General features: G+C 66.3%; 19 protein-coding genes. 14 read left to right on the top strand and 5 right to left on the bottom strand.

The features are described 5' to 3' along the window. The first annotated feature begins 9 nt into the window (after positions 1–9). Both ACO2Q4_RS17625 and ACO2Q4_RS17620 read left to right on the top strand, forming a co-directional pair. Positions 10–387 (top strand): Na+/H+ antiporter subunit G, encoded by a 378-nt coding sequence (locus ACO2Q4_RS17625; protein ID WP_423320912.1) that lies wholly within the window; start codon positions 10–12, stop codon positions 385–387. A gap of 104 nt (positions 388–491) precedes the next feature. Continuing rightward, on the top strand, positions 492–1,076 hold the full coding sequence (locus ACO2Q4_RS17620) for a CAP domain-containing protein (RefSeq protein ID WP_423320910.1): 585 nt from the start codon (positions 492–494) through the stop codon (positions 1,074–1,076). 60 nt (positions 1,077–1,136) lie between these two features. Here the strand turns inward: ACO2Q4_RS17620 and dapA are convergent, their stop codons facing one another. Beyond that, a complete protein-coding gene (dapA, locus tag ACO2Q4_RS17615) occupies positions 1,137–2,012 on the bottom strand; it encodes a 4-hydroxy-tetrahydrodipicolinate synthase (protein ID WP_395131266.1) in 876 nt (291 codons plus the stop codon). Positions 2,013–2,115: 103 nt separating this feature from the next. Between dapA and ACO2Q4_RS17610 the strand changes: the two genes are divergently transcribed. Next, a complete protein-coding gene (locus ACO2Q4_RS17610; RefSeq protein ID WP_423320908.1) occupies positions 2,116–4,296 on the top strand; it encodes a transglycosylase SLT domain-containing protein in 2,181 nt (726 codons plus the stop codon). Here ACO2Q4_RS17610 and ACO2Q4_RS17605 read toward each other — a convergent pair. The 4 genes from ACO2Q4_RS17605 to ACO2Q4_RS17590 form a co-directional block, all read right to left on the bottom strand. Beyond that, positions 4,250–5,191 carry a DMT family transporter gene (locus tag ACO2Q4_RS17605; protein ID WP_423320906.1) on the bottom strand — a complete coding sequence of 314 codons (942 nt, stop codon included), beginning with the start codon at positions 5,189–5,191 and terminating at the stop codon, positions 4,250–4,252. The genes ACO2Q4_RS17610 and ACO2Q4_RS17605 overlap by 47 nt on opposite strands. Positions 5,192–5,248: 57 nt before the next feature. After that, complete coding sequence (locus tag ACO2Q4_RS17600) at positions 5,249–6,037, bottom strand: inositol monophosphatase family protein (RefSeq protein WP_311757605.1); 789 nt, start codon at positions 6,035–6,037, stop codon at positions 5,249–5,251. Positions 6,038–6,099: 62 nt separating this feature from the next. Next, positions 6,100–6,810, bottom strand: coding sequence for a GntR family transcriptional regulator (locus tag ACO2Q4_RS17595; RefSeq protein ID WP_423320903.1), 711 nt, complete (start codon positions 6,808–6,810; stop codon positions 6,100–6,102). Next, the gene (locus ACO2Q4_RS17590; protein WP_423320901.1) at positions 6,807–8,168 is read right to left on the bottom strand and encodes a formimidoylglutamate deiminase; all 1,362 of its coding nucleotides are present in this window, start codon (positions 8,166–8,168) and stop codon (positions 6,807–6,809) included. Before ACO2Q4_RS17590 ends, ACO2Q4_RS17595 begins: the two co-directional genes overlap by 4 nt. A 95-nt stretch (positions 8,169–8,263) precedes the next feature. Between ACO2Q4_RS17590 and hutI the strand changes: the two genes are divergently transcribed. From hutI to ACO2Q4_RS17535, 11 genes are all read left to right on the top strand, one after another. Continuing rightward, positions 8,264–9,466: an imidazolonepropionase gene (hutI, locus tag ACO2Q4_RS17585; protein WP_423320900.1), complete on the top strand. Its 1,203-nt coding sequence runs from the start codon at positions 8,264–8,266 to the stop codon at positions 9,464–9,466. Continuing rightward, positions 9,459–11,000 (top strand): histidine ammonia-lyase, encoded by a 1,542-nt coding sequence (gene hutH, locus ACO2Q4_RS17580; protein WP_423320898.1) that lies wholly within the window; start codon positions 9,459–9,461, stop codon positions 10,998–11,000. The genes hutI and hutH overlap by 8 nt, the downstream gene beginning before the upstream one ends. Continuing rightward, positions 10,997–11,788 (top strand): N-formylglutamate deformylase, encoded by a 792-nt coding sequence (hutG, locus tag ACO2Q4_RS17575; RefSeq protein WP_423320896.1) that lies wholly within the window; start codon positions 10,997–10,999, stop codon positions 11,786–11,788. The genes hutH and hutG overlap by 4 nt, the downstream gene beginning before the upstream one ends. Beyond that, the gene (locus ACO2Q4_RS17570; RefSeq protein ID WP_423320894.1) at positions 11,785–12,933 is read left to right on the top strand and encodes a CaiB/BaiF CoA transferase family protein; all 1,149 of its coding nucleotides are present in this window, start codon (positions 11,785–11,787) and stop codon (positions 12,931–12,933) included. Before hutG ends, ACO2Q4_RS17570 begins: the two co-directional genes overlap by 4 nt. After that, positions 12,930–14,084 carry an acyl-CoA dehydrogenase family protein gene (locus ACO2Q4_RS17565; protein ID WP_423320892.1) on the top strand — a complete coding sequence of 385 codons (1,155 nt, stop codon included), beginning with the start codon at positions 12,930–12,932 and terminating at the stop codon, positions 14,082–14,084. The genes ACO2Q4_RS17570 and ACO2Q4_RS17565 overlap by 4 nt, the downstream gene beginning before the upstream one ends. 15 nt (positions 14,085–14,099) lie before the next feature. Next, complete coding sequence (gene hutU / locus ACO2Q4_RS17560) at positions 14,100–15,767, top strand: urocanate hydratase (RefSeq protein ID WP_311757597.1); 1,668 nt, start codon at positions 14,100–14,102, stop codon at positions 15,765–15,767. 66 nt (positions 15,768–15,833) lie between these two features. Then, positions 15,834–16,649 carry a transporter substrate-binding domain-containing protein gene (locus ACO2Q4_RS17555; protein ID WP_311757596.1) on the top strand — a complete coding sequence of 272 codons (816 nt, stop codon included), beginning with the start codon at positions 15,834–15,836 and terminating at the stop codon, positions 16,647–16,649. Between the two features lie 63 nt (positions 16,650–16,712). After that, a complete protein-coding gene (locus tag ACO2Q4_RS17550) occupies positions 16,713–17,360 on the top strand; it encodes an amino acid ABC transporter permease (protein ID WP_311757595.1) in 648 nt (215 codons plus the stop codon). Next, positions 17,360–18,022, top strand: a complete 663-nt coding sequence (locus ACO2Q4_RS17545) for an amino acid ABC transporter permease (RefSeq protein WP_311757594.1) — start codon at positions 17,360–17,362, stop codon at positions 18,020–18,022. The genes ACO2Q4_RS17550 and ACO2Q4_RS17545 overlap by 1 nt, the downstream gene beginning before the upstream one ends. A 3-nt stretch (positions 18,023–18,025) precedes the next feature. Beyond that, the gene (locus ACO2Q4_RS17540; RefSeq protein ID WP_423320889.1) at positions 18,026–18,796 is read left to right on the top strand and encodes an amino acid ABC transporter ATP-binding protein; all 771 of its coding nucleotides are present in this window, start codon (positions 18,026–18,028) and stop codon (positions 18,794–18,796) included. Positions 18,797–18,860: 64 nt separating this feature from the next. Then, positions 18,861–19,985, top strand: coding sequence for an NADH:flavin oxidoreductase/NADH oxidase (locus ACO2Q4_RS17535; RefSeq protein ID WP_423320887.1), 1,125 nt, complete (start codon positions 18,861–18,863; stop codon positions 19,983–19,985). Positions 19,986–20,028 lie beyond the last annotated feature (43 nt).

Below are 20,028 nucleotides of genomic sequence, written 5' to 3'. Positions count from 1 at the left end.
GGGAACAGCATGGAGCTTGTGGCGGAAATCCTTGTCTCGGCACTGCTGGTGATCGGCGGCTTCTTCGGGCTGGTCGGTTCCTACGGGTTGGTCAAGCTGCCTGATCCGATGACCCGGCTGCACGCCCCAACCAAGGCCGCGACACTGGGCGTGGGGGCGGTCCTGATCGCGTCGCTGGTGTGGTTCCCGACGCAGGGGCAGGGCGTGACCTGGCACGAGCTGCTGATCACCCTGTTCCTGTTCCTGACGGCCCCCGTCACCGGCAATGTCATCGCCAAGGCGAACATGCACATGAACTGGCGCCCGGACGAGATCCCAGAGCCATCGCCGGGCCAGACATGGTCGACCTTCGACGACCCGGATCAAGATGCCGGGCGTGGTCACTGACCCCGGCACGGTGCCTGGAAAAACCTTAAAATACCGTCGGTTCCATTTTCAGACCGCTGCCGTCATGCCAGTTTCGCGCGACTTGGCAATTTCTGGATAGCATCATGGGGAAACTGACCCTTCTTGCCGCCTGTGCGGTGCTGGCGGCCTGCGCGCAGGCAGCGCTTTCGGCACCGGGGAGCGTGGCGGTCTCGACCAAATCGGCGATGCCGCGCGGCATCGTCAGGACCGACGGGCACGGCGCGGTTCCGGTTTCGGTCGCGGGGACGGCACAATGCCAAAGCCTTGACCGCGATCAGGCGCGCGTGGCGCTGACCCACAGCAACGCGGTGCGCGCGGCTGCCGGGCTTCCGGCGCTGCGCCTGAATGCCCGCCTGCAGCGCGCTGCCGAGCTTCAGGCCTGTGACATGGCCAGCCGGGGGGTGATGGAGCATCGCGGCACATCCTCGACCGGGCCGGGAATGCGGGTCAAGCAACTGGGCTACAAACCCCGGATCACGGCCGAGAACATCGCTGCCGGCGCATCCTCGATCTTCGATCTGAACGGCACGCTGAGCGAATGGGCGCGGTCCGAAAAGCACCGCGCGAACACGGTCATCCCCCAGCTGAAAGAGATGGGAATCGGTCACGCGCTGTCGCCCGATGGCCGCGTCGCCTATTGGTCGGTGGTCTATTCCGCGCCACGTTAAGGGCGGAACGAAAACGGCCGCCCCTTGGGCGGCCATTCGCGGTTGCGTTCGGGGCGATCGTCAGATCAGGCCGGCATGGGCCAGCGCGCTGTCGATCGCTGCCTTCGTCTCGTCCGTCAGGCCGACCAGCGGCAGGCGCACGCGGTCCGAGCACAGGCCCAGCTTCGACATCGCGTATTTCGCGCCCGAGACGCCCGGCTCCATGAAGATCGCGATATGCAGCGGCATCAGGCGATCCTGGTATTCCAGCGCCTTGGTGTAATCGCCCGCGCGGGTCGCGGCCTGGAACTCGGCGCAGAGTTTCGGTGCCACGTTCGCGGTGACCGAGATGCAGCCGACCCCGCCATGCGCATTGAAGCCAAGCGCGGTGTCGTCATTGCCCGAAAGCTGGACGAAATCCTTGCCGCAGGTCGCGCGCTGCATCGACACGCGTTCAAGCTTGCCGGTCGCGTCCTTGACGCCGATGATGCGCGGCAGCTTCGCCAGTTCGCCCATCGTTTCCGGGGTCATGTCGATGACCGAGCGGCCGGGGATGTTATAGATGATGATCGGCAGCTCGCTCGCGTCGTGCAGAGCGGTGAAATGCGCGACCAACCCGATCTGGGTCGGCTTGTTGTAGTAGGGGGTCACGACCAGCGCGGCATCGGCGCCCGCGGCCTGCGCGTGCTGGACCAGCCCGATCGCCTCGCGAGTCGAGTTCGAGCCAGCGCCCGCGATGACCGGGATGCGCCCGGCCGAGACACGGACGACCTCTTCCACGACCTGGCGGTGTTCGTCATGGCTCAGAGTCGGGCTTTCGCCGGTGGTGCCGACGGGCACCAGACCGTCGCTTCCTTCCGAGATATGCCACTCGACCAGCTTCTTCAGCGCAGGGAGATCCACCTCCCCTTGGGGGGTGAATGGCGTGACCAGCGCGGGCAGAGAGCCTTTGAACATGACGGTATCCTGAGTTTGCATATCCGTCGGACTTACAGCCGGCAGGGCCGCTTGCCAAGGATGTGAGTTGCGCGGCCCTTCGCTTCCCCGCACAAAGGGGGCCATGATGTATCCTTTGCGCGACAGGATTCTGGTCTGGTCGCTGGCAGTCCTGCTGGCTGCCGGTCCGATCCCGGCTGTCGCCGAGGATGCCAAGGCCATCGCGCGGGCCCTGGCGGCGTCGGGCGCGCGGGACTGGACGACCGCCGCGACCGAAGCGGCGCGATCGGGTCCCATGGGGACGGCGCTGATCCAGTGGCAAAGGCTGCGGGCGGGGCAGGGAAGCTGGCCCGAATACCTGGCCTTTGCCCGTGCCCATCGCGACTGGCCCGGAATGGCGCTGCTGTATCGACGGGGCGATGCGCTGCTGCGTCCAGACCTGCCCCCGGCCGAGATCGTGGAGTGGTTCGGCGACCGCCAGCCCGATACCCTGGCCGGCGCCAAGGCGCTGATCACCGCGCTGAAGGCGACGGACCAGACGGCCGCGACGGCGGAACTTGCGCGGTTCTGGGGCAGCCAGCCGTTGAGCGATGCCGATAGCGAGAATTTCGTGGCCATCTATGGCGCGGAACTGAGGGGTCTGCACGATGCCCGGCTGGCCAGCCTGCTGGATCAGGGTGAATGGGCCGCGGCGCAGAAGCTGCTGCCCCTGGCTTCAGTCCCCGCGCAAGAGGTCGGCCGCGCGCGGATCGCGCTGCAGGCCGGACAGGCTGGTGTCGATGCGCTGATCCTGGCCCTGCCCGAACCGCAGCGGGATGATGCCGGACTGGCATTGGATCGGTTCCGCTGGCGCGCGCGCGCGAAGATGCCCGACCTTGCCCGCGACCTGATGATCGAGCGTTCGACCAGCGCCGAGGCGCTGCGTGACCCTGCCGCATGGGCTGATGCGCGCGCCGATTACGCCCGCGCCGCGCTGCGCCGTTCCGACTGGGCGTTGGCCGAAAAGCTGGCCGCACCGCATTTCCTGCCCGAGGGCGACGAGTCCTTCATCGATCTGGAATGGATCGCGGGATATGCGGCGCTGAAACAGGGCGCATTCGACCGCGCGCTGGGGCATTTCAAACGACTTGAAGCGGGCGTGACCAGCCCGATTTCACTGGCCCGCGCATTCTATTGGCAGGGCCGCAGCCATGAGGCTGCTGGGCGGACGGACGAGGCGCGGGCAGCCTATGGCCATGCCGCGACCTGGCAGACCGCCTATTACGGGCAGCTTGCCGCCGAAAAGCTGGGCCAGCCGATGCAGCCCGCGCTGGCGCAGCCGGGACTGGCCGCAGACAGCCTGCCCGACTGGCGGGGCAGCAAGCTGCGCTTTGACCCGGTCTGGCAGGCGGGCGTCTGGCTGCTGGCGGCTGGGGATACCGATCAGGCGGGGCGCTTCTTCCTGCATCTGGCCGAGACGGCCGACCCCGAGGATATCGGGCGCATGGCCCGGCTGATGCTTGAGGTGCGTCGTCCCTGGTATGCCCTGCGACTGGCGAAGGCGGCGGCGGCCAAGGGCGTCATCTATCCCGCGGCCTATTTTCCGCTGACGGGTCTGGAAAAGACCACATTCGGCCTGCCGCCGGAACTGGTGATGGCGATTGCCCGGCGTGAAAGCGAATTCAACCACACGGTTTCGTCCCATGCCGGTGCGCTGGGGCTGATGCAGGTCATGCCCGAAACGGCCCGCGCGATGGCTCGCAAGGTCGGCGAGCCATTCGAGCAGGGCCGCCTGACACAGGACGGGGCCTATAATGCGCGCCTCGGCTCGGCCTATCTGGCGGGTTTGCGGGAACGTTTCGGGATCTCGATCGCGCTGGTCAGCTCGGGCTATAATGCCGGGCCGGGGCGCCCGGCGCGCTGGCTTGATGATTTCGGCGACCTGCGCAGATCGGCCAATCCCGTCGACTGGGTCGAGATGATCCCGCTGGATGAAACCCGCAACTATGTCATGCGCGTGGCCGAGGCGCTGCCGATCTATCGCGCGCGGATCATGGGCCACCCCGCGCCGATCGTGCCGACCTTCGACCTGACCGGGGGCGGCATGATGCCCGTGCCGCCACAGCCGCCGATCCGGCTGGCGTTCTCCAGTCGCCCGCCGATGTCGGCGCGCGCGCTGGCCTTCATGGGGGCAGGCGGGGTTCTGGCCGAGGTGGTCCGCCCCGCGCTTGTCATCGAAGAGGCAAGCGCCGCCGCAAGCCTGCCCGCTGGCGCGGCAATCAGCCCCGCGCTGCCTTCTCCCGCAGCCGAGACCGCCACCAGGTAAACAGCCCCGCGCCGACCACGATGGCCGCGCCGATGGCGACGTTCGGAGCCAGCGTTTCGCCGAAGATCACGACGCCGAAGATGCTGACCCAGACCAGCTGAGTATAGGAAAAGGGCTGCAGGGCCGAAGCCTCGGCGAATTCATAGGCCTTGATCAGCAGCATGTGCCCGACCGCGCCACAGAAGCATAGGATCAGCAGCCAGGGCAGGTCGGCGCGCGCAATCGGCTGCCAATCCCCGATGCCGATCACCGTCATCGCTGCGGCGCCGCCCACCGCGGTCCAGAAAAAGCTGACCATCGCGCCATCGTCGCGCGCCACGAGCCGCGTCAGAAGGCCGTAAAGCGCGAACATACCGGCGGCAAGGAAGGGCAGGGCGGCCTCGGCCGTGAAGACCCCACTTCCGGGTTTCAGCACGACGAGGATGCCCGCGAACCCGACCCCGACCGCGACCCAGCGCCGCCAGCCGACCTTCTCGCCAAGGATCGGGCCGGACAGGGCCGAAATCAGCAGCGGGTAGCAGGCGAAAACCGCATGGGTGTTGATCAGGCCAAGGCGGACGAAGGCCTCGACCGTGACCACGACTTCGAGCGCCAGCAGGACGCCGCGAAAGATCTGCGTCACCGGCCGCCGGGTCCGCATCGCGGCCCGGATGCCGCCGGGCGCGCGGGCGCAAAGCACCAGCACGAAGGCCACGAAGAACCAGTAGCGCAGCATGATGATGAATGTCGGGGGATAGGCCGTGCCCAGATAGCGCGAGATCCCGTCCTGCGCCGCAAAGATCAGGGCGGAGGCGCAGATCATCAGGATCGCCTTGCCCTGGCGGTCTTCAGCCGTGGCAGCACTGGGCATGGCGGGCGGGGCCAAAGCAGGCCCCGTCTGGCTGTTCTTGGTCATGGCGGCTTTCCTGTGGTATGGCAGCCATGCGCCCGCTTGGGGCAAAGGTCAACCGGCTCAGTCGCGGCTGCGGATGATTTCCGCGAAGGGCTCGAACAACTGTGCATTGCCTGCGATGATCGAGCCGGATTCGACCGGGTTGTCCTCGGAACGGATCGATTCGACGAAGCCACCCGCCTCTTTCACCAGCAGGATGCCCGCGGCGATGTCCCAGGACTTGATGCCGCGTTCCCAGTAGCCGTCGAAGCGGCCCGTGGCGACATAGGCAAGGTCAAGCGATGCTGCGCCCCAGCGGCGCACGCCAGCAGTGACCGGCATCAGCCGGCTAAGGTCACGGATGGTCGCTGGCAGGGTGCCACGCCCACCGAAAGGCACGCCGGTCGCAAAGATCGATTCGATCATCTGGCGGCGGCCCGAGACGCGGATGCGGCGGTCGTTCAGGAAGGCGCCATCGCCCTTTTCGGCGGTGAACATCTCGTCCTTGGCGGCGTCATAGACCACGGCCGCGACGATTTCGCCCTTATACTCCAACGCGATCGAGACGGCCCAGTGCGGCAGGCCGTGCAGGAAGTTGGTGGTGCCATCCAGCGGGTCGACGATCCAGCGGCGGGTGGGATCCTCGCCCGCCTCTTCGCCGGTCTCTTCGCCGATCCAGCCATAGTTCGGACGCGCGCCGCGCAGGTCTTCCTTGATGATCCGTTCGGCCTCGCGGTCGGCACGGGTCACGAAATCGCCCGCGCCCTTGACGCTGACCTGAAGGTTTTCGACCTCGCGGAAGTCCTTGACGAGACTGCGGCCCGCCTTGCGCGCGGCCTTGATCATGATGTTGAGATTGGCGCTGGCCATGGCTTTTCCTTTTTGGGATTGGGAAGCCTATTAGCCAAAGGGCCGCAAAAAGTGAAGCCGCACTAGGGGCTGGCCGTCAGGGAATAGCCGGGACGGAACGCAAGACGCACCGCGGTGATCGCGCCAAGGTCGTTCCAGGTGGTCCGTTGCAGGATCAGAAGCGCCGTTCCCTGCCGGGTATCGAGCAGCCGGGCGTCGCGCGCGTCGGCATTCTCGGCCCGGAACTCGATATCGGCCCGCAGCCAGGGAAAGTTGCGCACGAGCCATTCATTGGGGTTGATTCGCTGGAAATCGACCAGTTCGACGCCGGGGGCGGCGACGGGGTTGATCCACCGATCCTCGACCTGGAAGGGCTTGGCGTCGCCGTAATGAACGGTCTGCAGATGGATCAGCATCCGGCCGGGGGGCAGGTCCATCCGCTGGGCCACCTCGTCCGGCGCCGGCGCTGTCTTTTGCGAGACGATGCGGTGGTGATAGATCATGCCCGCACCCTCGATCTGCTCGCGCACGATCGGGATGGTCAGCGTCGCCTTGCGCGCGGGGTTCACGGTGACACGCGTGCCCGCCCGGCGCTTGCGGTCCAGAAGCCCCTCATCTGCCAGCATTTGCAGGGCTTTGTTCACAGTGGCACGGGCGACGCCGAACTCGATGGCCAGCGCGGCCTCGTCCGGGATGCGGTCGCCCTGGCGCCATTCGCGATCGACGATGCGCCGCCGGACCTCGGCCACGATGGCCTGTGCTTTCGAGGACGAGGGGGCGGGGCGGTCGTTCACATGCGCTCCTGCACACGGGAAATGGCTGCCAGATATTCGGCCATGATCGCGTCACGCTCAAGGTGGCGGCCACCTTGGACCATGTGGCGGCCTGCGGACCAGACGTCGCTGACAAGCCCGTCGTGCCCGGCAAAGATCAGGCTGTCCAGCATCTGGTCTTCGTCGCGGCCGAACATCACCGGATTCTTCAGGTCCACGGCGCAAAGATCCGCCCAAAGCCCCGCGCGGATCGCGCCGGTTTCCCGGCCCGCCGCCGTCGCCCCGCCGTCAAGTCCGGCCTGATAGATGACGCGCCCTGTCGAGCGGTCCGGCGTGGCCAGGATCGCCCGGCCGCGGTCGCGCAGGCGCTGGCTGTATTCAAGGGTGCGCAGCTCTTCGACCAGCGAGATGCGGATATTGCTGTCCGAGCCGAAACCCAGCCGCCCGCCTGCTTCGGCCCAGATGGTGCCGTTGAAGATGCCGTCGCCAAGGGATGATTCGGTGATCGGGCACAGACCCGCGACGGCGCCGGTCGCGGCAAGGCGGCGGGTCTCGTCCTCGGTCATGTGCGTCAGGTGGATCAACGTCCAGCGCCGGTCGGGGCGATGGTTCTCAAGTAGCCATTCGACCGGGCGCAGGCCATAGGCAGCGCTGATCTCCTCGATCTCGGGGATCTGCTCAGCCAGGTGCATGTGCAGCGGGCGATCCGGGCGCAGGCTTTCGCACAGGCGCAAGCCCTCGGGCGAGACGGCGCGCAGCGAATGGGGGGCAACCCCGATCCCGGCATCCGGGGGCAGCGCGGCCAGCGCGCGTTCGGCCCCGTCCAGCAGCCGCCGGAACTCGTCGGGATTGGTGCCGAAGCGATTCTGGCCGGGCGTCAAGGCGCGGCGGTCGACGCCGCCGAACTGGTAGTGCACCGGCAGCAAGGTCAGGCCGATTCCGGTGCGGCTTGCGGCGGCGGCGACGCGTTCGGACATCTCGGCGATGTTGTCGTAATGCCCGCCGCCCGGCCGGTGGTGCAGGTAATGGAACTCGACATTGGTGGCATAACCCGCCTCCAGCATCTCCATCTGGACGAGGGCCGCGATCGCCTCGACATCCTCGGGCGTCAGATGGTCAAGGAAGCGGTACATGATCTGCCGCCATGTCCAGAAAGTGTCGCGCGGTTCCGGCCCCTTCGCCTCGCTGAGGCCCGCCATGGCGCGCTGAAAGGCGTGGCTGTGCAGGTTCGCAAGCGCCGGAAGCAGCAGGCCGACCCGATGCCCGGTGGGGGCGGTGCCGGGTTCGACCGCGGCAATGCGGCCCTGTTCGATCGTCACCGATACGTTTTCTGCCCAGCCCTCGGGCAGCAAGGCCCGCTCAGCCCAGATCCGCGCCATGTCGTTGCCCTTCTTTTCGCCAAAATAAGTTTAGACATAGAGTATAATTAAGTTTAGACATAAGCAAAGCAAGAAATCAATGCGGGAGCTTCGGCATGCTGCTTCTCACCCACGGAAGATTTGCCACCATGGACGCTGAATCAGGCGGTTACGGCCTGATCGAACAGGGCGCCGCAGTCCTTGGGGGCGGACGAATCATCTGGGTCGGGCAGGAAGCGGCGCTGCCCGCGGAATATACCACGCTTCCCCGCCATGATCTTGGCGGGCGGCTGGTCACACCGGGGCTGGTCGATTGCCATACCCACATCGTCTTTGGCGGCGACCGGGCGCGCGAATTCGAGATGCGGCTGGAAGGCGCTAGCTATGAACAGATCGCGCGGGCTGGCGGTGGCATCCTGTCCAGCGTCCGCGCGACGCGGGAAGCGGACGAACAGGCGCTGCTGGCCTCGGCCCTGCCGCGCGTCGACACGCTGCTGGTCGAAGGCGTCACCACGATCGAGATCAAGTCGGGCTATGGGCTGGATGTCGAAAGTGAGTTGAAGATGCTGCGCGTCGCGCGCCGGATCGGAGAGCTGCGCAAGGTGACCGTGCGCACCACCTGGCTGGCCGCCCATGCCCTGCCGCCGGAATACAAGGACGACCGCGCAGGTTATATCCGCGATGTCGTGATCGCCGGGATGGAGCGGGGCCATGCCGAGGGGCTGATCGACGCTGTCGATGGTTTCTGCGAGGGCATCGCCTTTTCCCGTGATGAGATGGCGGGGATCTTTGACCACGCTGCGCGCCTTGGCCTGCCGGTCAAGCTGCATGCCGAGCAGTTGTCCGATCTGGGCGGCGCGGCGATGGCGGCGCAGCATGGCGCGTTGTCCGCGGATCACCTGGAATGGCTGGGGCAGGACGGAATCGACGCGATGGCCGTCTCGGGCACCGTCGCGGTGCTGCTGCCCGGCGCCTTCTATACCCTGCGCGAAACGCAATATCCGCCGATGCAGGCGCTGCGCGATGCCGGCGTCAGGATCGCTCTGGCGACCGATTGCAACCCCGGCACCTCGCCCATGACCTCGCTGCTGCTGACGATGAACATGGGGGCGACGCTGTTCCGCATGACGCCCACCGAATGCCTGACCGGCGTGACGCGCCATGCCGCAGCGGCGCTGGGCCTGTCGGATCGTGGCGTGATTGCACCCGGCCTGCGCGCCGATCTTGCTGTCTGGGACATCCAGCACCCGGCCGAGCTGACCTATCGCATCGGCTTCAATCCCCTTCATACCCGCTTTGTCGGAGGCGAACTTGTCTGAACTGATCCTGACCCCCGGTGACACCACGCTGGTCCAGCTTGAAAAGGTGTGGCGCCAAGGACTTGCCGTCCGGCTGGCCGACAGCGCTCGGCCCGGCATCGCCGCGTCCGCCGCGCGGATCGAGGCTGCCGCGAACGGCGCGGTCCCGGTCTATGGCGTGAATACCGGCTTCGGCAAGCTCGCCTCGATCAAGATCCGGTCCGAGGATACAGCGACACTGCAGCGCAACCTGATCCTGTCGCATTGCTGCGGCGTGGGCGAGCCGGTCGAACCGGAAACCGTGAGCCTGATCATGGTCCTGAAGCTCTTGTCGCTGGGCCGCGGCGCCTCGGGCGTGCGCCCCGAGGTCATCCAGCTGATCGAGGACATGCTGTCCCGCGGCGTCCTGCCCGTGATCCCCTCGCAAGGGTCGGTCGGTGCGTCGGGCGACCTTGCGCCGCTGGCGCATATGGCCGCCGCCATGCTGGGCGAGGGGCGCGCCACCTTTGACGGGCGCGAAACCTCGGGGGCCGAGGCGCTGGCTGCCGCTGGCCTGAAGCCGGTCGTGCTGGCCGCGAAAGAGGGCCTGGCGCTGATCAACGGCACGCAGGCCTCGACCGCCTTCGCGCTGGCCGGGCTGTTCGACGCCCTTGCGGCGGCGCGCGCGGCGCTGGTCACCTCGGCGCTGTCGACCGATGCGATCATGGGTTCGACCGCACCCTTCCTTGAAGAGATCCACACGCTGCGCGGCCATCGCGGCCAGATCGTCGCCGCCCGCGCCATCCGGGCGCTGATGGAGGGGTCAGAGATCCGCGAAAGCCACCGCGAGGGCGATACCCGCGTGCAGGATCCCTATTGCATCCGCTGCCAGCCGCAGGTCACCGGCGCCTGCATCGACCTGCTCTGGCAGGTCGCCCGCACGCTGGAGATCGAGGCGAATGCCGCGACCGACAACCCGCTGGTGCTGACCAGCGCCGACCTGATCGTCTCGGGCGGGAACTTCCATGCCGAGCCGGTGGCATTTGCCGCCGACCAGATCGCGCTGGCCATCGCCGAGATCGGCGCTATCTCGCAACGGCGCATCGCGCTGATGGTGGACCCGGCGCTGTCCCATGATCTGCCCCCCTTCCTGACCCCCGATCCGGGCCTGAATTCCGGCCTGATGATCGCCGAAGTCACCAGCGCCGCGCTGATGAGCGAGAACAAGCATCTGGCGAATCCCTGCTCGACCGACTCGACCCCGACTTCGGCCAATCAGGAGGATCACGTCAGCATGGCCGCGCATGGCGCGCGCCGGTTGAAGCGCATGAACGCGAACCTGGCCCATATTCTGGGGATCGAGGCGCTTTGCGCTGCGGCGGGGGTCGAGTTCCGGGCGCCGCTGGCGACCTCGGGCCCCTTGCAGGCGGTGATCGCAAAGCTGCGCGAAACCGTGCCCGCGCTGGATCAGGACCGCTACATGGCCCCCGATCTTGCCGAGGCCGCGCGACTTGTCCGCGACGGCGTGCTGACCGGGACCCTCTCTGCCGACCTGCTGGCCGAGGTGGCGCTGTGAACCCCGTCGAAATTCACGAGGGGGAAGGCCCCGTCATCCTTGGCCTGCCCCATACCGGGACGTGGCTTCCCGAGGATGTCCGGGCAAGGCTGAACCCGCGCGGGCAGGTGCTGGCCGATACCGACTGGCATATCGAGCGACTTTACGACGGGCTGCTGCCCGGCGTGACCACGGTGCGGGCGAGTTTTCACCGCTATGTCATCGACGCAAATCGCGGGCCGGACGATGCAAGCCTTTACCCCGGCCAGAACACCACCGGGCTGGTCCCGGTCACCGATTTCGACGGCGACCCGATCTGGACCGAGGAACCCACGGCCGAAGAGATCGCGGACCGCAAGGCGCGTTTCCACGCCCCCTATCACGCCGCGCTTGACGCGCAGATCCAGCGGGTGCGGGCAAGGCATGGCGTGGCAATCCTTTATGATTGCCACTCGATCCGCAGCCATATCCCGTTCCTGTTCGAAGGCACGCTGCCCGACTTCAACATCGGCACGAACAGCGGTGCAGCCTGCGATCCGCGGATCGAGAAATCTGTCTTCGACACCTGCGCCGCGACCGGGCGGACCCATGTGCTGAACGGGCGCTTCAAGGGCGGCTGGACGACGCGCCATTACGGACAGCCCGGCACTGGCGTCCACGCGATCCAGATGGAGCTGGCGCAATCCAGCCATCTCGCTACGGAAACGCCGCCCTTTGCCTATGACGAGGCCAAGGCCGAGGTGCTGCGCGTCACGCTGAAGGCGGTCCTTGAACGCCTCGCGGCACTTGCGCCGGAGTTGCGCGCATGAAGCCGCTTTCGGGCATCCGCGTCCTCGACCTGTCCCGCGTGCTGGCGGGGCCGTATTGCACGGCCCTTCTGGCCGATCTGGGGGCCGAGATCATCAAGCTGGAGCCGCCGCAAGGCGACGACTATCGCCATATCGGCCCTTTCAAGGACGGCGAAAGCGCGCTGTTCACTTTGAACAATCGCGGCAAGCAAAGCATCGCGCTGGACCTGAAGGATCCTGCTGATCTGGAACTGGCGCAGGCCATGGCCGCCCGCGTCGACGTGGTGGTCGAGAATTTCCGTCCCGGCGTGGCCGAGCGGCTGGGTCTGGGGCCAAAGGCGCTGAGCGCGGCAAACCCGCGCCTTGTCTATTGCTCGATCTCGGGTTTCGGGCAGGAGGGGCCGTTCCGCGACCTGCCGGCCTATGATCTGGTGGTGCAGGCCATGTCCGGGCTGATGGCTGGGACCGGCGAAGAGGGTGGCCAGCCGCTGAAGACCGGCGAAAGCATCGCCGACCTGATCGCGGGCCTGTTCGCAAGCTGGTCGATCATGGCCGCCCTGGTCCAGCGCGACCGGACCGGGCAAGGGGCGGTGCTGGATGTCGCGATGTATGACGCGCTGTTCTCGATGCTGACGACCAGCCACGCGCTGCATCTTTATGCGGGCCAGTTGCCGCAGCGCGTCGGAAACCGTCATCCGCTGTCGACGCCCTTCGGCTGCTTCGCGACCCGCGACGGACAGGTGGTCATCGCGGTGCTGAACGCGCGCCAGTTCGCGACGCTTGCAACGCTGATCGGCGCGCCCGAGGCAGCGTCGGATCCGCGTTTTGCCAGTGACGAAAGCCGCACGACACATGAATCCGCGCTGAAGGCGCTGATCGAGAACTGGTCGCGCACCCTGTCGACGGAAGAGGCTGTCTCGGCGCTGGCCGGGGCGGGCCTGCCAGCTGCGCCGATCTGGGACATCGCGCGGGCAGCCGGGAACAAACACGCGCTGGCGCGGGGGCTGGTCAGCAGCCTGCCGCATCATCTGCTGGGCATGGCGCCGACCATCGGCCAGCCGGTGCGCTTCGACGGCGAAAAGCCCGTCGCGGCACATTCGTCCCCGGCGTTGGGCGGCGACCGCGCGGCGATCCTGCGCGATCTTGGACTGGAGGAGATGGCATGAACGACGACTGGCACATGCTGGCCGAGGAGGAGCGGCTGTTCAGCGACATGCTGGAACGGATCTGTGCCGAACAGATCGCGCCCAAGGCTGCCGAGACCGACGAAAACTCGACCTTTGTCCATGCGCAACTGGTCACGCTGGCCGAGGCCGGGATGCTTGGGGCGAACCTGCCCGAGGAATATGGCGGCAGCGGCATTTCTGCCCCGGCCCTGTTGCGTGCGGTGGCGATTGTCGCGGGGGCCTGCGGGTCGACCGCCTCGGCCCTGACGGCGCATTACCTTGCGACCGACTCGATCCTGCTGGGCGGAACCGAGGCGCAGAAGCAGGAATGGCTGCCCCGCGCGGCCAGTGGCGAGGCATTGGGGGCCTTCGCCCTGACCGAGCCGACCGCCGGTTCCGATCCCGCCGACATGAAGACCCGCGCGCGCCGCACGCCGGAAGGCTGGCATCTGAAGGGCACGAAATGCTTCATCTCGAATGGCGGGGTGGCGGATTTCATCGTCGTCTATGCCGTGACCGATCCCGACAAGGGCCATCGCGGCATCTCGGCCTTCATCCTCCCGAAAGGGACGCCGGGGCTGGAGCCGGGCGCGCCCGAGCGGACGATGGGGCTGAAGGGCGGCCATGTCTTCACCCTGAACATCGACTGCCACCTTCCTGGCGACGCGCTGCTGGGCGAAGAGGGCAAGGGTTTCCGCACCGCCATGCAGGTGCTGGACAATGGCCGGATCGAGGTCGCGGCCCAATGCCTCGGCCTTGCCGAAGCCGCGATGAAGGCCGCGATCGGCTATGCCAAGGACCGCGTCATCGGTGGCCAGCTTCTCAGCGACCGACAGGGCATCCGGTGGATGATCGCGGATATGGGGCTGGCCTATCGTCAGGCGCTGCTGCTGTCTCAGGACGCGGCGCGCCAGCGTCAGGCGGCTCATCATGGCGGCGGGCGCTTTTCGCTCGCTTCGTCGATGGCCAAGCTTGCCGCCTCCGAGGCGGCGGGCAAGATCGCCGACACCGCGCTGCAATTGCTGGGCGGCTATGGCTATACCCGCGACTTCCCCATCGAACGCATCAACCGCGACCTGCGCATCATGCGCATCTACGAAGGGTCGTCGGAAATTCAACGCATCATCATTTCCGGCAATATGCTGGCCTGACCGAGTAGGCATGACATGGACAACCCCCGTCACAACACCCGCGACATCTATCCCGCGACCGGAACCGAGATCACCGCGAAAAGCTGGCTGACCGAGGCACCGCTGCGGATGCTGATGAACAACCTGCATCCCGACGTGGCCGAGAACCCGCATGAGCTGGTCGTCTATGGCGGCATCGGCCGTGCCGCGCGCACCTGGAAGGATTTCGACCTGATCGTCGACAGCCTGCGCAAGCTGGAAGAGGACGAGACCCTGCTCGTCCAATCCGGCAAGCCGGTCGGTGTCTTCCGCACCCACAAGGACGCGCCGCGCGTGCTGATCGCGAACTCGAACCTGGTGCCGCACTGGGCGAACTGGGACCATTTCAACGAGCTGGATAAGAAGGGCCTGGCCATGTACGGCCAGATGACCGCCGGTTCGTGGATCTATATCGGTACGCAGGGCATCGTTCAGGGCACCTACGAGACCTTTGTCGAGGCAGGGCGCCAGCACTATGACGGCAACCTGAAAGGCAAATGGGTGCTGACGGGCGGCCTTGGCGGCATGGGCGGCGCGCAGCCGCTGGCCGCCGTCATGGCCGGGGCCTGCTGTCTGGCCGTCGAATGCGACGAGACCCGCGCCGATTTCCGTCTGCGCACCCGCTATGTCGATGAAAAGACCCACGACCTGGACGAGGCGCTGGCGATGATCGACCGCTGGACCAAGGCGGGCGAGGCAAAGTCCGTGGCCCTGATCGGCAACGCCGCCGAGGTCTTCCCGGAACTGGTCAAGCGTGGCGTTCGACCCGACATCGTTACCGACCAGACCAGCGCGCATGACCCGGTCCATGGCTACCTGCCGATCGGCTGGACCGTTGCGGAATGGCGCGCGAAACAGGAAAGCGACCCGAAAGGCGTCGCAAAGGCCGCTCGCGCCTCCATGCGCGTTCAGGTCGAGGCGATGGTCGCCTTTGCCGATGCCGGCATCCCGACCGTCGATTATGGCAACAACATCCGCCAAATGGCGCTGGAAGAGGGCTTCGAACGCGCCTTTGCCTTCCCCGGTTTCGTGCCCGCCTATATCCGCCCGCTGTTCTGCCGTGGTGTCGGGCCGTTCCGCTGGGCCGCCCTGTCGGGCGACCCCGAGGATATCTACAAAACCGACGCCAAGATGAAGGAACTGTTCCCGGACAACCACCATCTGCACAACTGGCTGGACATGGCGCAGGAACGCATCGCGTTCCAGGGCCTGCCGGCGCGGATCATGTGGATCGGTCTGGGGGATCGCCACCGCGCGGGTCTGGCCATCAACGAAATGGTGCGCAATGGCGAACTGAAGGCCCCGGTCGTGATCGGCCGCGACCATCTGGACTCGGGTTCAGTCGCCTCGCCCAACCGGGAAACCGAGGCGATGATGGACGGCTCGGACGCTGTGTCCGACTGGCCATTGCTGAACGCGCTGCTGAACACAGCATCGGGCGCGACCTGGGTGTCCCTGCATCACGGCGGTGGTGTCGGCATGGGCTTCAGCCAGCATTCGGGCATGGTCATCTGCTGCGATGGCAGCGAAGATGCCGACCGGCGCATTGCCCGCGTGCTGTGGAACGACCCGGCGACGGGCGTGATGCGTCATGCGGATGCAGGTTATGACATCGCGCAGGATTGCGCGCGTGAGCATGGCTTGAATCTGCCCGGCATTCTCTGATCCAAGGGGGACGACGACGCAACGAACCGCCGTCGCCCCCATCACCCGACCAACAAGGAGAAAGACATGAGTTTCAACATGACCCTGCGGGCCGCGCTTGTCAGCCTGATCGCGCTTGGCGCGGGCACGGCGGCCTCGGCCGACCAGCTGGCCGACATCAAGGCGGCGGGCAAGATCGTTACTGCGACCGACATGCACTACACGCCCTTCGACATGCTGAACAACGGCACCTATGAAGGGATGACCAAGGACCTGTTCGACGAAGTGTCGAAGGAAATCGGCGTCGAACCGGTCTATCAGGACATTCCCTGGACAGCCGAGCTGCCGGGCCTTGAGGTCAAGAAGTTCGATATCGTGATCGCCCCCGTGACCATCACGCCCGAACGGCTTGAGCGTTACACGTTCACCCTGCCGATCGCCGATGCCACCGTTGCGCTGGTCAAGGCCGCCAACAGCGACTTGGCCAAGCCCGAGGACATCAAGGGCAAGACCGTCGGCGTCCAGCAGGGCACCGCGCAGTTCAAGCAGCTTGAAGCCTATGGCGCGAGCCTGGGCGGCGTGACGATCAAGGAATACGGCACCACCGACGAGGCCTATGCCGACCTCGCCGCGGGCCGTCTGGATGCGGTCGCGGGTTCGCTGCCGAACCTGACCTACCTGGTCAAGAACCGCCCCGAATCCTTCGCGCTGTTCGAGCCGGCGAAGTTCGGCGAGCCGAAGTACTTCTCGTGGGTGCTGCGCAAGGATGCGGATTCCGACTCGTTTGCCAAGGCGATCAACGACGCCCTGCTGAAGATGACGGATGACGGCCGCGTCAAGGCGATCCAGGAAAAGTGGCTGGGTTCCTATACCGAGCTGCCCCGCGAAGTTCCGACGAAGTAAGCCTGTCAGCGGGCGGAGGGATCCATTCCTCCGCCCGTCTTTCTGGGCCAAGGTGAGACGTGCATGTTTTCCATCCCGGTCTTTCTTGAAAGTTTCTGGCCGCTCGTCTGGGCGGCGCGTTATACGCTGCTGATCTCGGTCCTGGGGATCGTGCTGGGGCTGGTGATCGGGACGTTGATCTGTGCCGCACGCCTGTCGCCCTATGGCCTTCTGCGCCGCTTCGCGTCGGTCTGGGTCAGCTTCCTGCGCGGCGTGCCGCTGCTCGTGCAGCTTCTGGTTTTCTACTATACGCTGCCGGTGATCGGCATCGACATCCCGCCGATCGCGGCGGCCGTGATCTGCGTCGGCATCTGCGCCTCGGCCTATATCTCGGAAATCTGGCGGGGTGCCATCGCGGCGCTGCCCAAGGGCCAGGCCGAAGCGGCCACCGCGATCGGCATGGGGCCGCGCGACGTCTGGACCCGTGTGATCCTGCCGCAAGCCTTCAGCATGTCGCTGCCGGCGCTGGTCAACGAACTGATCCTGCTGGTCAAGGCATCCTCGCTGGTCTCGGTCGTCGGCATCCTTGAAATCACGCGCGCAAGCCAGGCGCAGGCCGCGACGACCTTCCGCCCGCTGGAGGTCTATATCGCCGCGGCCATCATCTATCTGGCGATCAACCTGTGCCTTGCGGCACTGGGCCGCTATCTCGAACACAGGACGGCCGTTTGATGGATTTCAGCATCTTTCAGCAATACGGCCCTGCGCTCCTCAGGGGCTTTGGCATCACCATCCTATGCTGGATCCTTGGCACCATCTTCGGCATGGGGCTGGGTCTGCTGATCGCGCTGGTCCAGCGCTATGCCCCGCGCTGGGTGCGCTGGATCATCCAGGCCTATATCGAGATCATCCGCGGCACGCCCTTTCTGGTGCAGCTGTTCGTGCTGTATTACGGCGGTCCCCTGATCGGGCTGCGGCTTGATGCGCTGCCCGCGGGCCTGCTGGGCCTGACCCTTTACGGCAGCCCATATTTCGCCGAGATCTTCCGCTCGGGGTTCCGTGCGGTGCCGCATGGCCAGATCGAGGCCGCCCGCGCCATCGGCATGACCGAGCTTTCGATCGTGCGGCGCATCCTGCTGCCGCTTGGTCTGGTTTCCGCGCTGCCGGCGCTGATCAACTTCTCGATCATCCTGACCAAGGAAACCGTGATCCTGTCCATCATCACCGTGCCCGAGCTGATGTATCAGGTGAACCGCATGTCGGCCGAAACCTTCCGCTATCTCGAGGCCAACCTCGTCCTGGCGCTGTTCTTCTGGGTTCTGGTCGAAACCATCTCGCGTCTTGGCCGCCGGCTTGAGACGCGCATCAGCAAACATCTGATCGAAAGGACCTGAGCGATGCAGGCTTCTGCCGTCGAGATCCGCAAGGTCAACAAGTTCTATGGCCCCTTCCACGCGCTGAAGGATGTCAGCCTGGACATCCAGCCGGGCAAGGTCACCTGCCTGATCGGGCCATCCGGCTCGGGCAAGTCCACGCTTCTGCGCTGCATCAACTTCCTCGAGGAATATGATGGCGGTGAAATCCGCATCGACGGCAAGCTGATCGGCTATGACGCGCCCGGCAAGAAGATGTCGGGCCGCCGCCTGCGCGAGATGCGCCGGTCCATCGGCATGGTGTTCCAGCAGTTCAACCTGTGGCCGCATATGACCGCGCGCGAGAATGTCGCCGAGGGGTTGATCCGCGTGCGTGGCCTGTCGAAGACCGATGCCCATAGCCGCGCCGCCGAGGCGCTGACCAAGGTCGGCCTTGGCGACAAGATGGACAACCACCCCTCGCGCCTGTCCGGCGGCCAGCAGCAACGCGTCGCCATTGCCCGCGCCATCGCGATGGAACCGCAGTTGATGCTGTTCGACGAGCCGACCAGCGCGCTGGACCCCGAGCTTGTCGGCGAAGTGCTGAATGTCATGAAGGCGCTGGCGAACGAAGGGATGACCATGGTCGTCGTCACCCACGAGATGGGCTTTGCCGCCCATGTCGCGGACCGGGTCGCCTTCATGGAAAAGGGCGAGCTGGTTGGCGTCGACACCCCCGACCGCATCCTGCACCAGCCCGCGGATCCGCGCATCCAGTCCTTCCTGCGCACCTATCACGAACGGAACAGTTTCTAGGCGGGACTTGCCAAGGCCCTTCTGCTGCCTAACTCAATTCGGGAACCATCAGCAGGAGGGCCTCATGCCCCAGTCCAAGCTTTTCGAGCCGATTTCCATCGGCGGCTCGACCCTTGCCAATCGCATCGTGATCGCGCCCATGTGCCAGTATTCGGCCGAGGACGGCAAGATGACCGACTGGCACCTGATGCATCTGGGAATGCTGTCGCAATCGGGTGCGGGCATCCTGACGATCGAGGCGAGTGCGGTCCTGCCCGAGGGGCGGATCACCTATGGCGACGTGGGCCTGTGGGACGACGCGACCGAGGCGGCGATGGCGCGCGTGCTGAAGGGTGTCAGGGACTGGTCCGACATGCCGATCGCGATCCAGCTGGCGCATGCCGGGCGCAAGGCCTCGACCGCGAAGCCCTGGGACGGCGGGGCGCAGATCGCGCCCGATGCCACGAATGGCTGGCAGACGGTTTCGGCGTCGGACCTGCCGTTCGCAGCGACGGACAATGCCCCGACCGCCCTTGATCGCGCCGGCATGGATCGGGTGCGCGACGCTTTTGCCGAAGCCGCGCGCCGTTCGGTCCGGCTGGGTATCGACGCGATCCAGATCCATGCCGCGCATGGCTATCTGCTGCATCAGTTCCTGTCGCCTTTGTCGAACCGGCGCAGCGACGAATATGGCGGCAGCCTGGAAAACCGGATGCGCTTCCCGCTGGAGGTGTTCGACGCGGTGAAGGCGGCCGTTCCCGAAGGTTACCCCGTGACCGTGCGGCTGTCCGGCACGGATTGGGTGGACAGCCCCGAATGGACCGAGGGGACGTGGGACAGCGACAGCACCGTCGCGATCTCGCGCGAGCTTGAGGCGCGGGGCTGCCATGCGATCCACGTCTCCAGCGGCGGGCTGGACCCGCGCCAGAAGATTCCGGTCAGCCCGAACTATCAGGTGCCGCTGGCGCGTGCGGTCAAGCAGGCGGTCTCGATCCCGGTCATCGCCGTGGGGCTGATCACCGAGGCCCATCAGGCCGAGGCGATCGTGGCCACCGGCGACGCCGACATGGTCGCCGTGGCGCGCACCGTGCTTTACGACCCGCGCTGGCCCTGGCATGTCGCGGCGGAACTGGGGGCCAGCGTCACGGCCGCGCCGCAATATCTGCGCTCGCAGCCTTCGACCCTAAAAGAGCTGTTCCGCCCCCGCTGATGCGCTTTCGGGCGGCGCGTCCCGACGCGTCGCCTGCCTGCGG

Source organism: Paracoccus sp. KR1-242, assembly GCF_049446195.1.
GTDB classification, from domain to species: Bacteria; Pseudomonadota; Alphaproteobacteria; order Rhodobacterales; family Rhodobacteraceae; genus Paracoccus; species Paracoccus broussonetiae.
Note: the sequence above shows the minus strand (reverse complement) of the source record. Positions and strands in the feature narration are given on the sequence as shown.

Coding starts and splice junctions, on each gene's coding strand:
- ACO2Q4_RS17625 (WP_423320912.1), top strand. CDS start 10: ATGGAGCTTGTGGCGGAAATCCTTGTCTCGGCACTGCTGGTGATCGGC.
- ACO2Q4_RS17620 (WP_423320910.1), top strand. CDS start 492: ATGGGGAAACTGACCCTTCTTGCCGCCTGTGCGGTGCTGGCGGCCTGC.
- dapA (WP_395131266.1), bottom strand. CDS start 2,012: ATGTTCAAAGGCTCTCTGCCCGCGCTGGTCACGCCATTCACCCCCCAA.
- ACO2Q4_RS17610 (WP_423320908.1), top strand. CDS start 2,116: ATGATGTATCCTTTGCGCGACAGGATTCTGGTCTGGTCGCTGGCAGTC.
- ACO2Q4_RS17605 (WP_423320906.1), bottom strand. CDS start 5,191: ATGACCAAGAACAGCCAGACGGGGCCTGCTTTGGCCCCGCCCGCCATG.
- ACO2Q4_RS17600 (WP_311757605.1), bottom strand. CDS start 6,037: ATGGCCAGCGCCAATCTCAACATCATGATCAAGGCCGCGCGCAAGGCG.
- ACO2Q4_RS17590 (WP_423320901.1), bottom strand. CDS start 8,168: ATGGCGCGGATCTGGGCTGAGCGGGCCTTGCTGCCCGAGGGCTGGGCA.
- hutI (WP_423320900.1), top strand. CDS start 8,264: ATGCTGCTTCTCACCCACGGAAGATTTGCCACCATGGACGCTGAATCA.
- ACO2Q4_RS17570 (WP_423320894.1), top strand. CDS start 11,785: ATGAAGCCGCTTTCGGGCATCCGCGTCCTCGACCTGTCCCGCGTGCTG.
- ACO2Q4_RS17565 (WP_423320892.1), top strand. CDS start 12,930: ATGAACGACGACTGGCACATGCTGGCCGAGGAGGAGCGGCTGTTCAGC.
- hutU (WP_311757597.1), top strand. CDS start 14,100: ATGGACAACCCCCGTCACAACACCCGCGACATCTATCCCGCGACCGGA.
- ACO2Q4_RS17555 (WP_311757596.1), top strand. CDS start 15,834: ATGAGTTTCAACATGACCCTGCGGGCCGCGCTTGTCAGCCTGATCGCG.
- ACO2Q4_RS17550 (WP_311757595.1), top strand. CDS start 16,713: ATGTTTTCCATCCCGGTCTTTCTTGAAAGTTTCTGGCCGCTCGTCTGG.
- ACO2Q4_RS17545 (WP_311757594.1), top strand. CDS start 17,360: ATGGATTTCAGCATCTTTCAGCAATACGGCCCTGCGCTCCTCAGGGGC.
- ACO2Q4_RS17540 (WP_423320889.1), top strand. CDS start 18,026: ATGCAGGCTTCTGCCGTCGAGATCCGCAAGGTCAACAAGTTCTATGGC.
- ACO2Q4_RS17535 (WP_423320887.1), top strand. CDS start 18,861: ATGCCCCAGTCCAAGCTTTTCGAGCCGATTTCCATCGGCGGCTCGACC.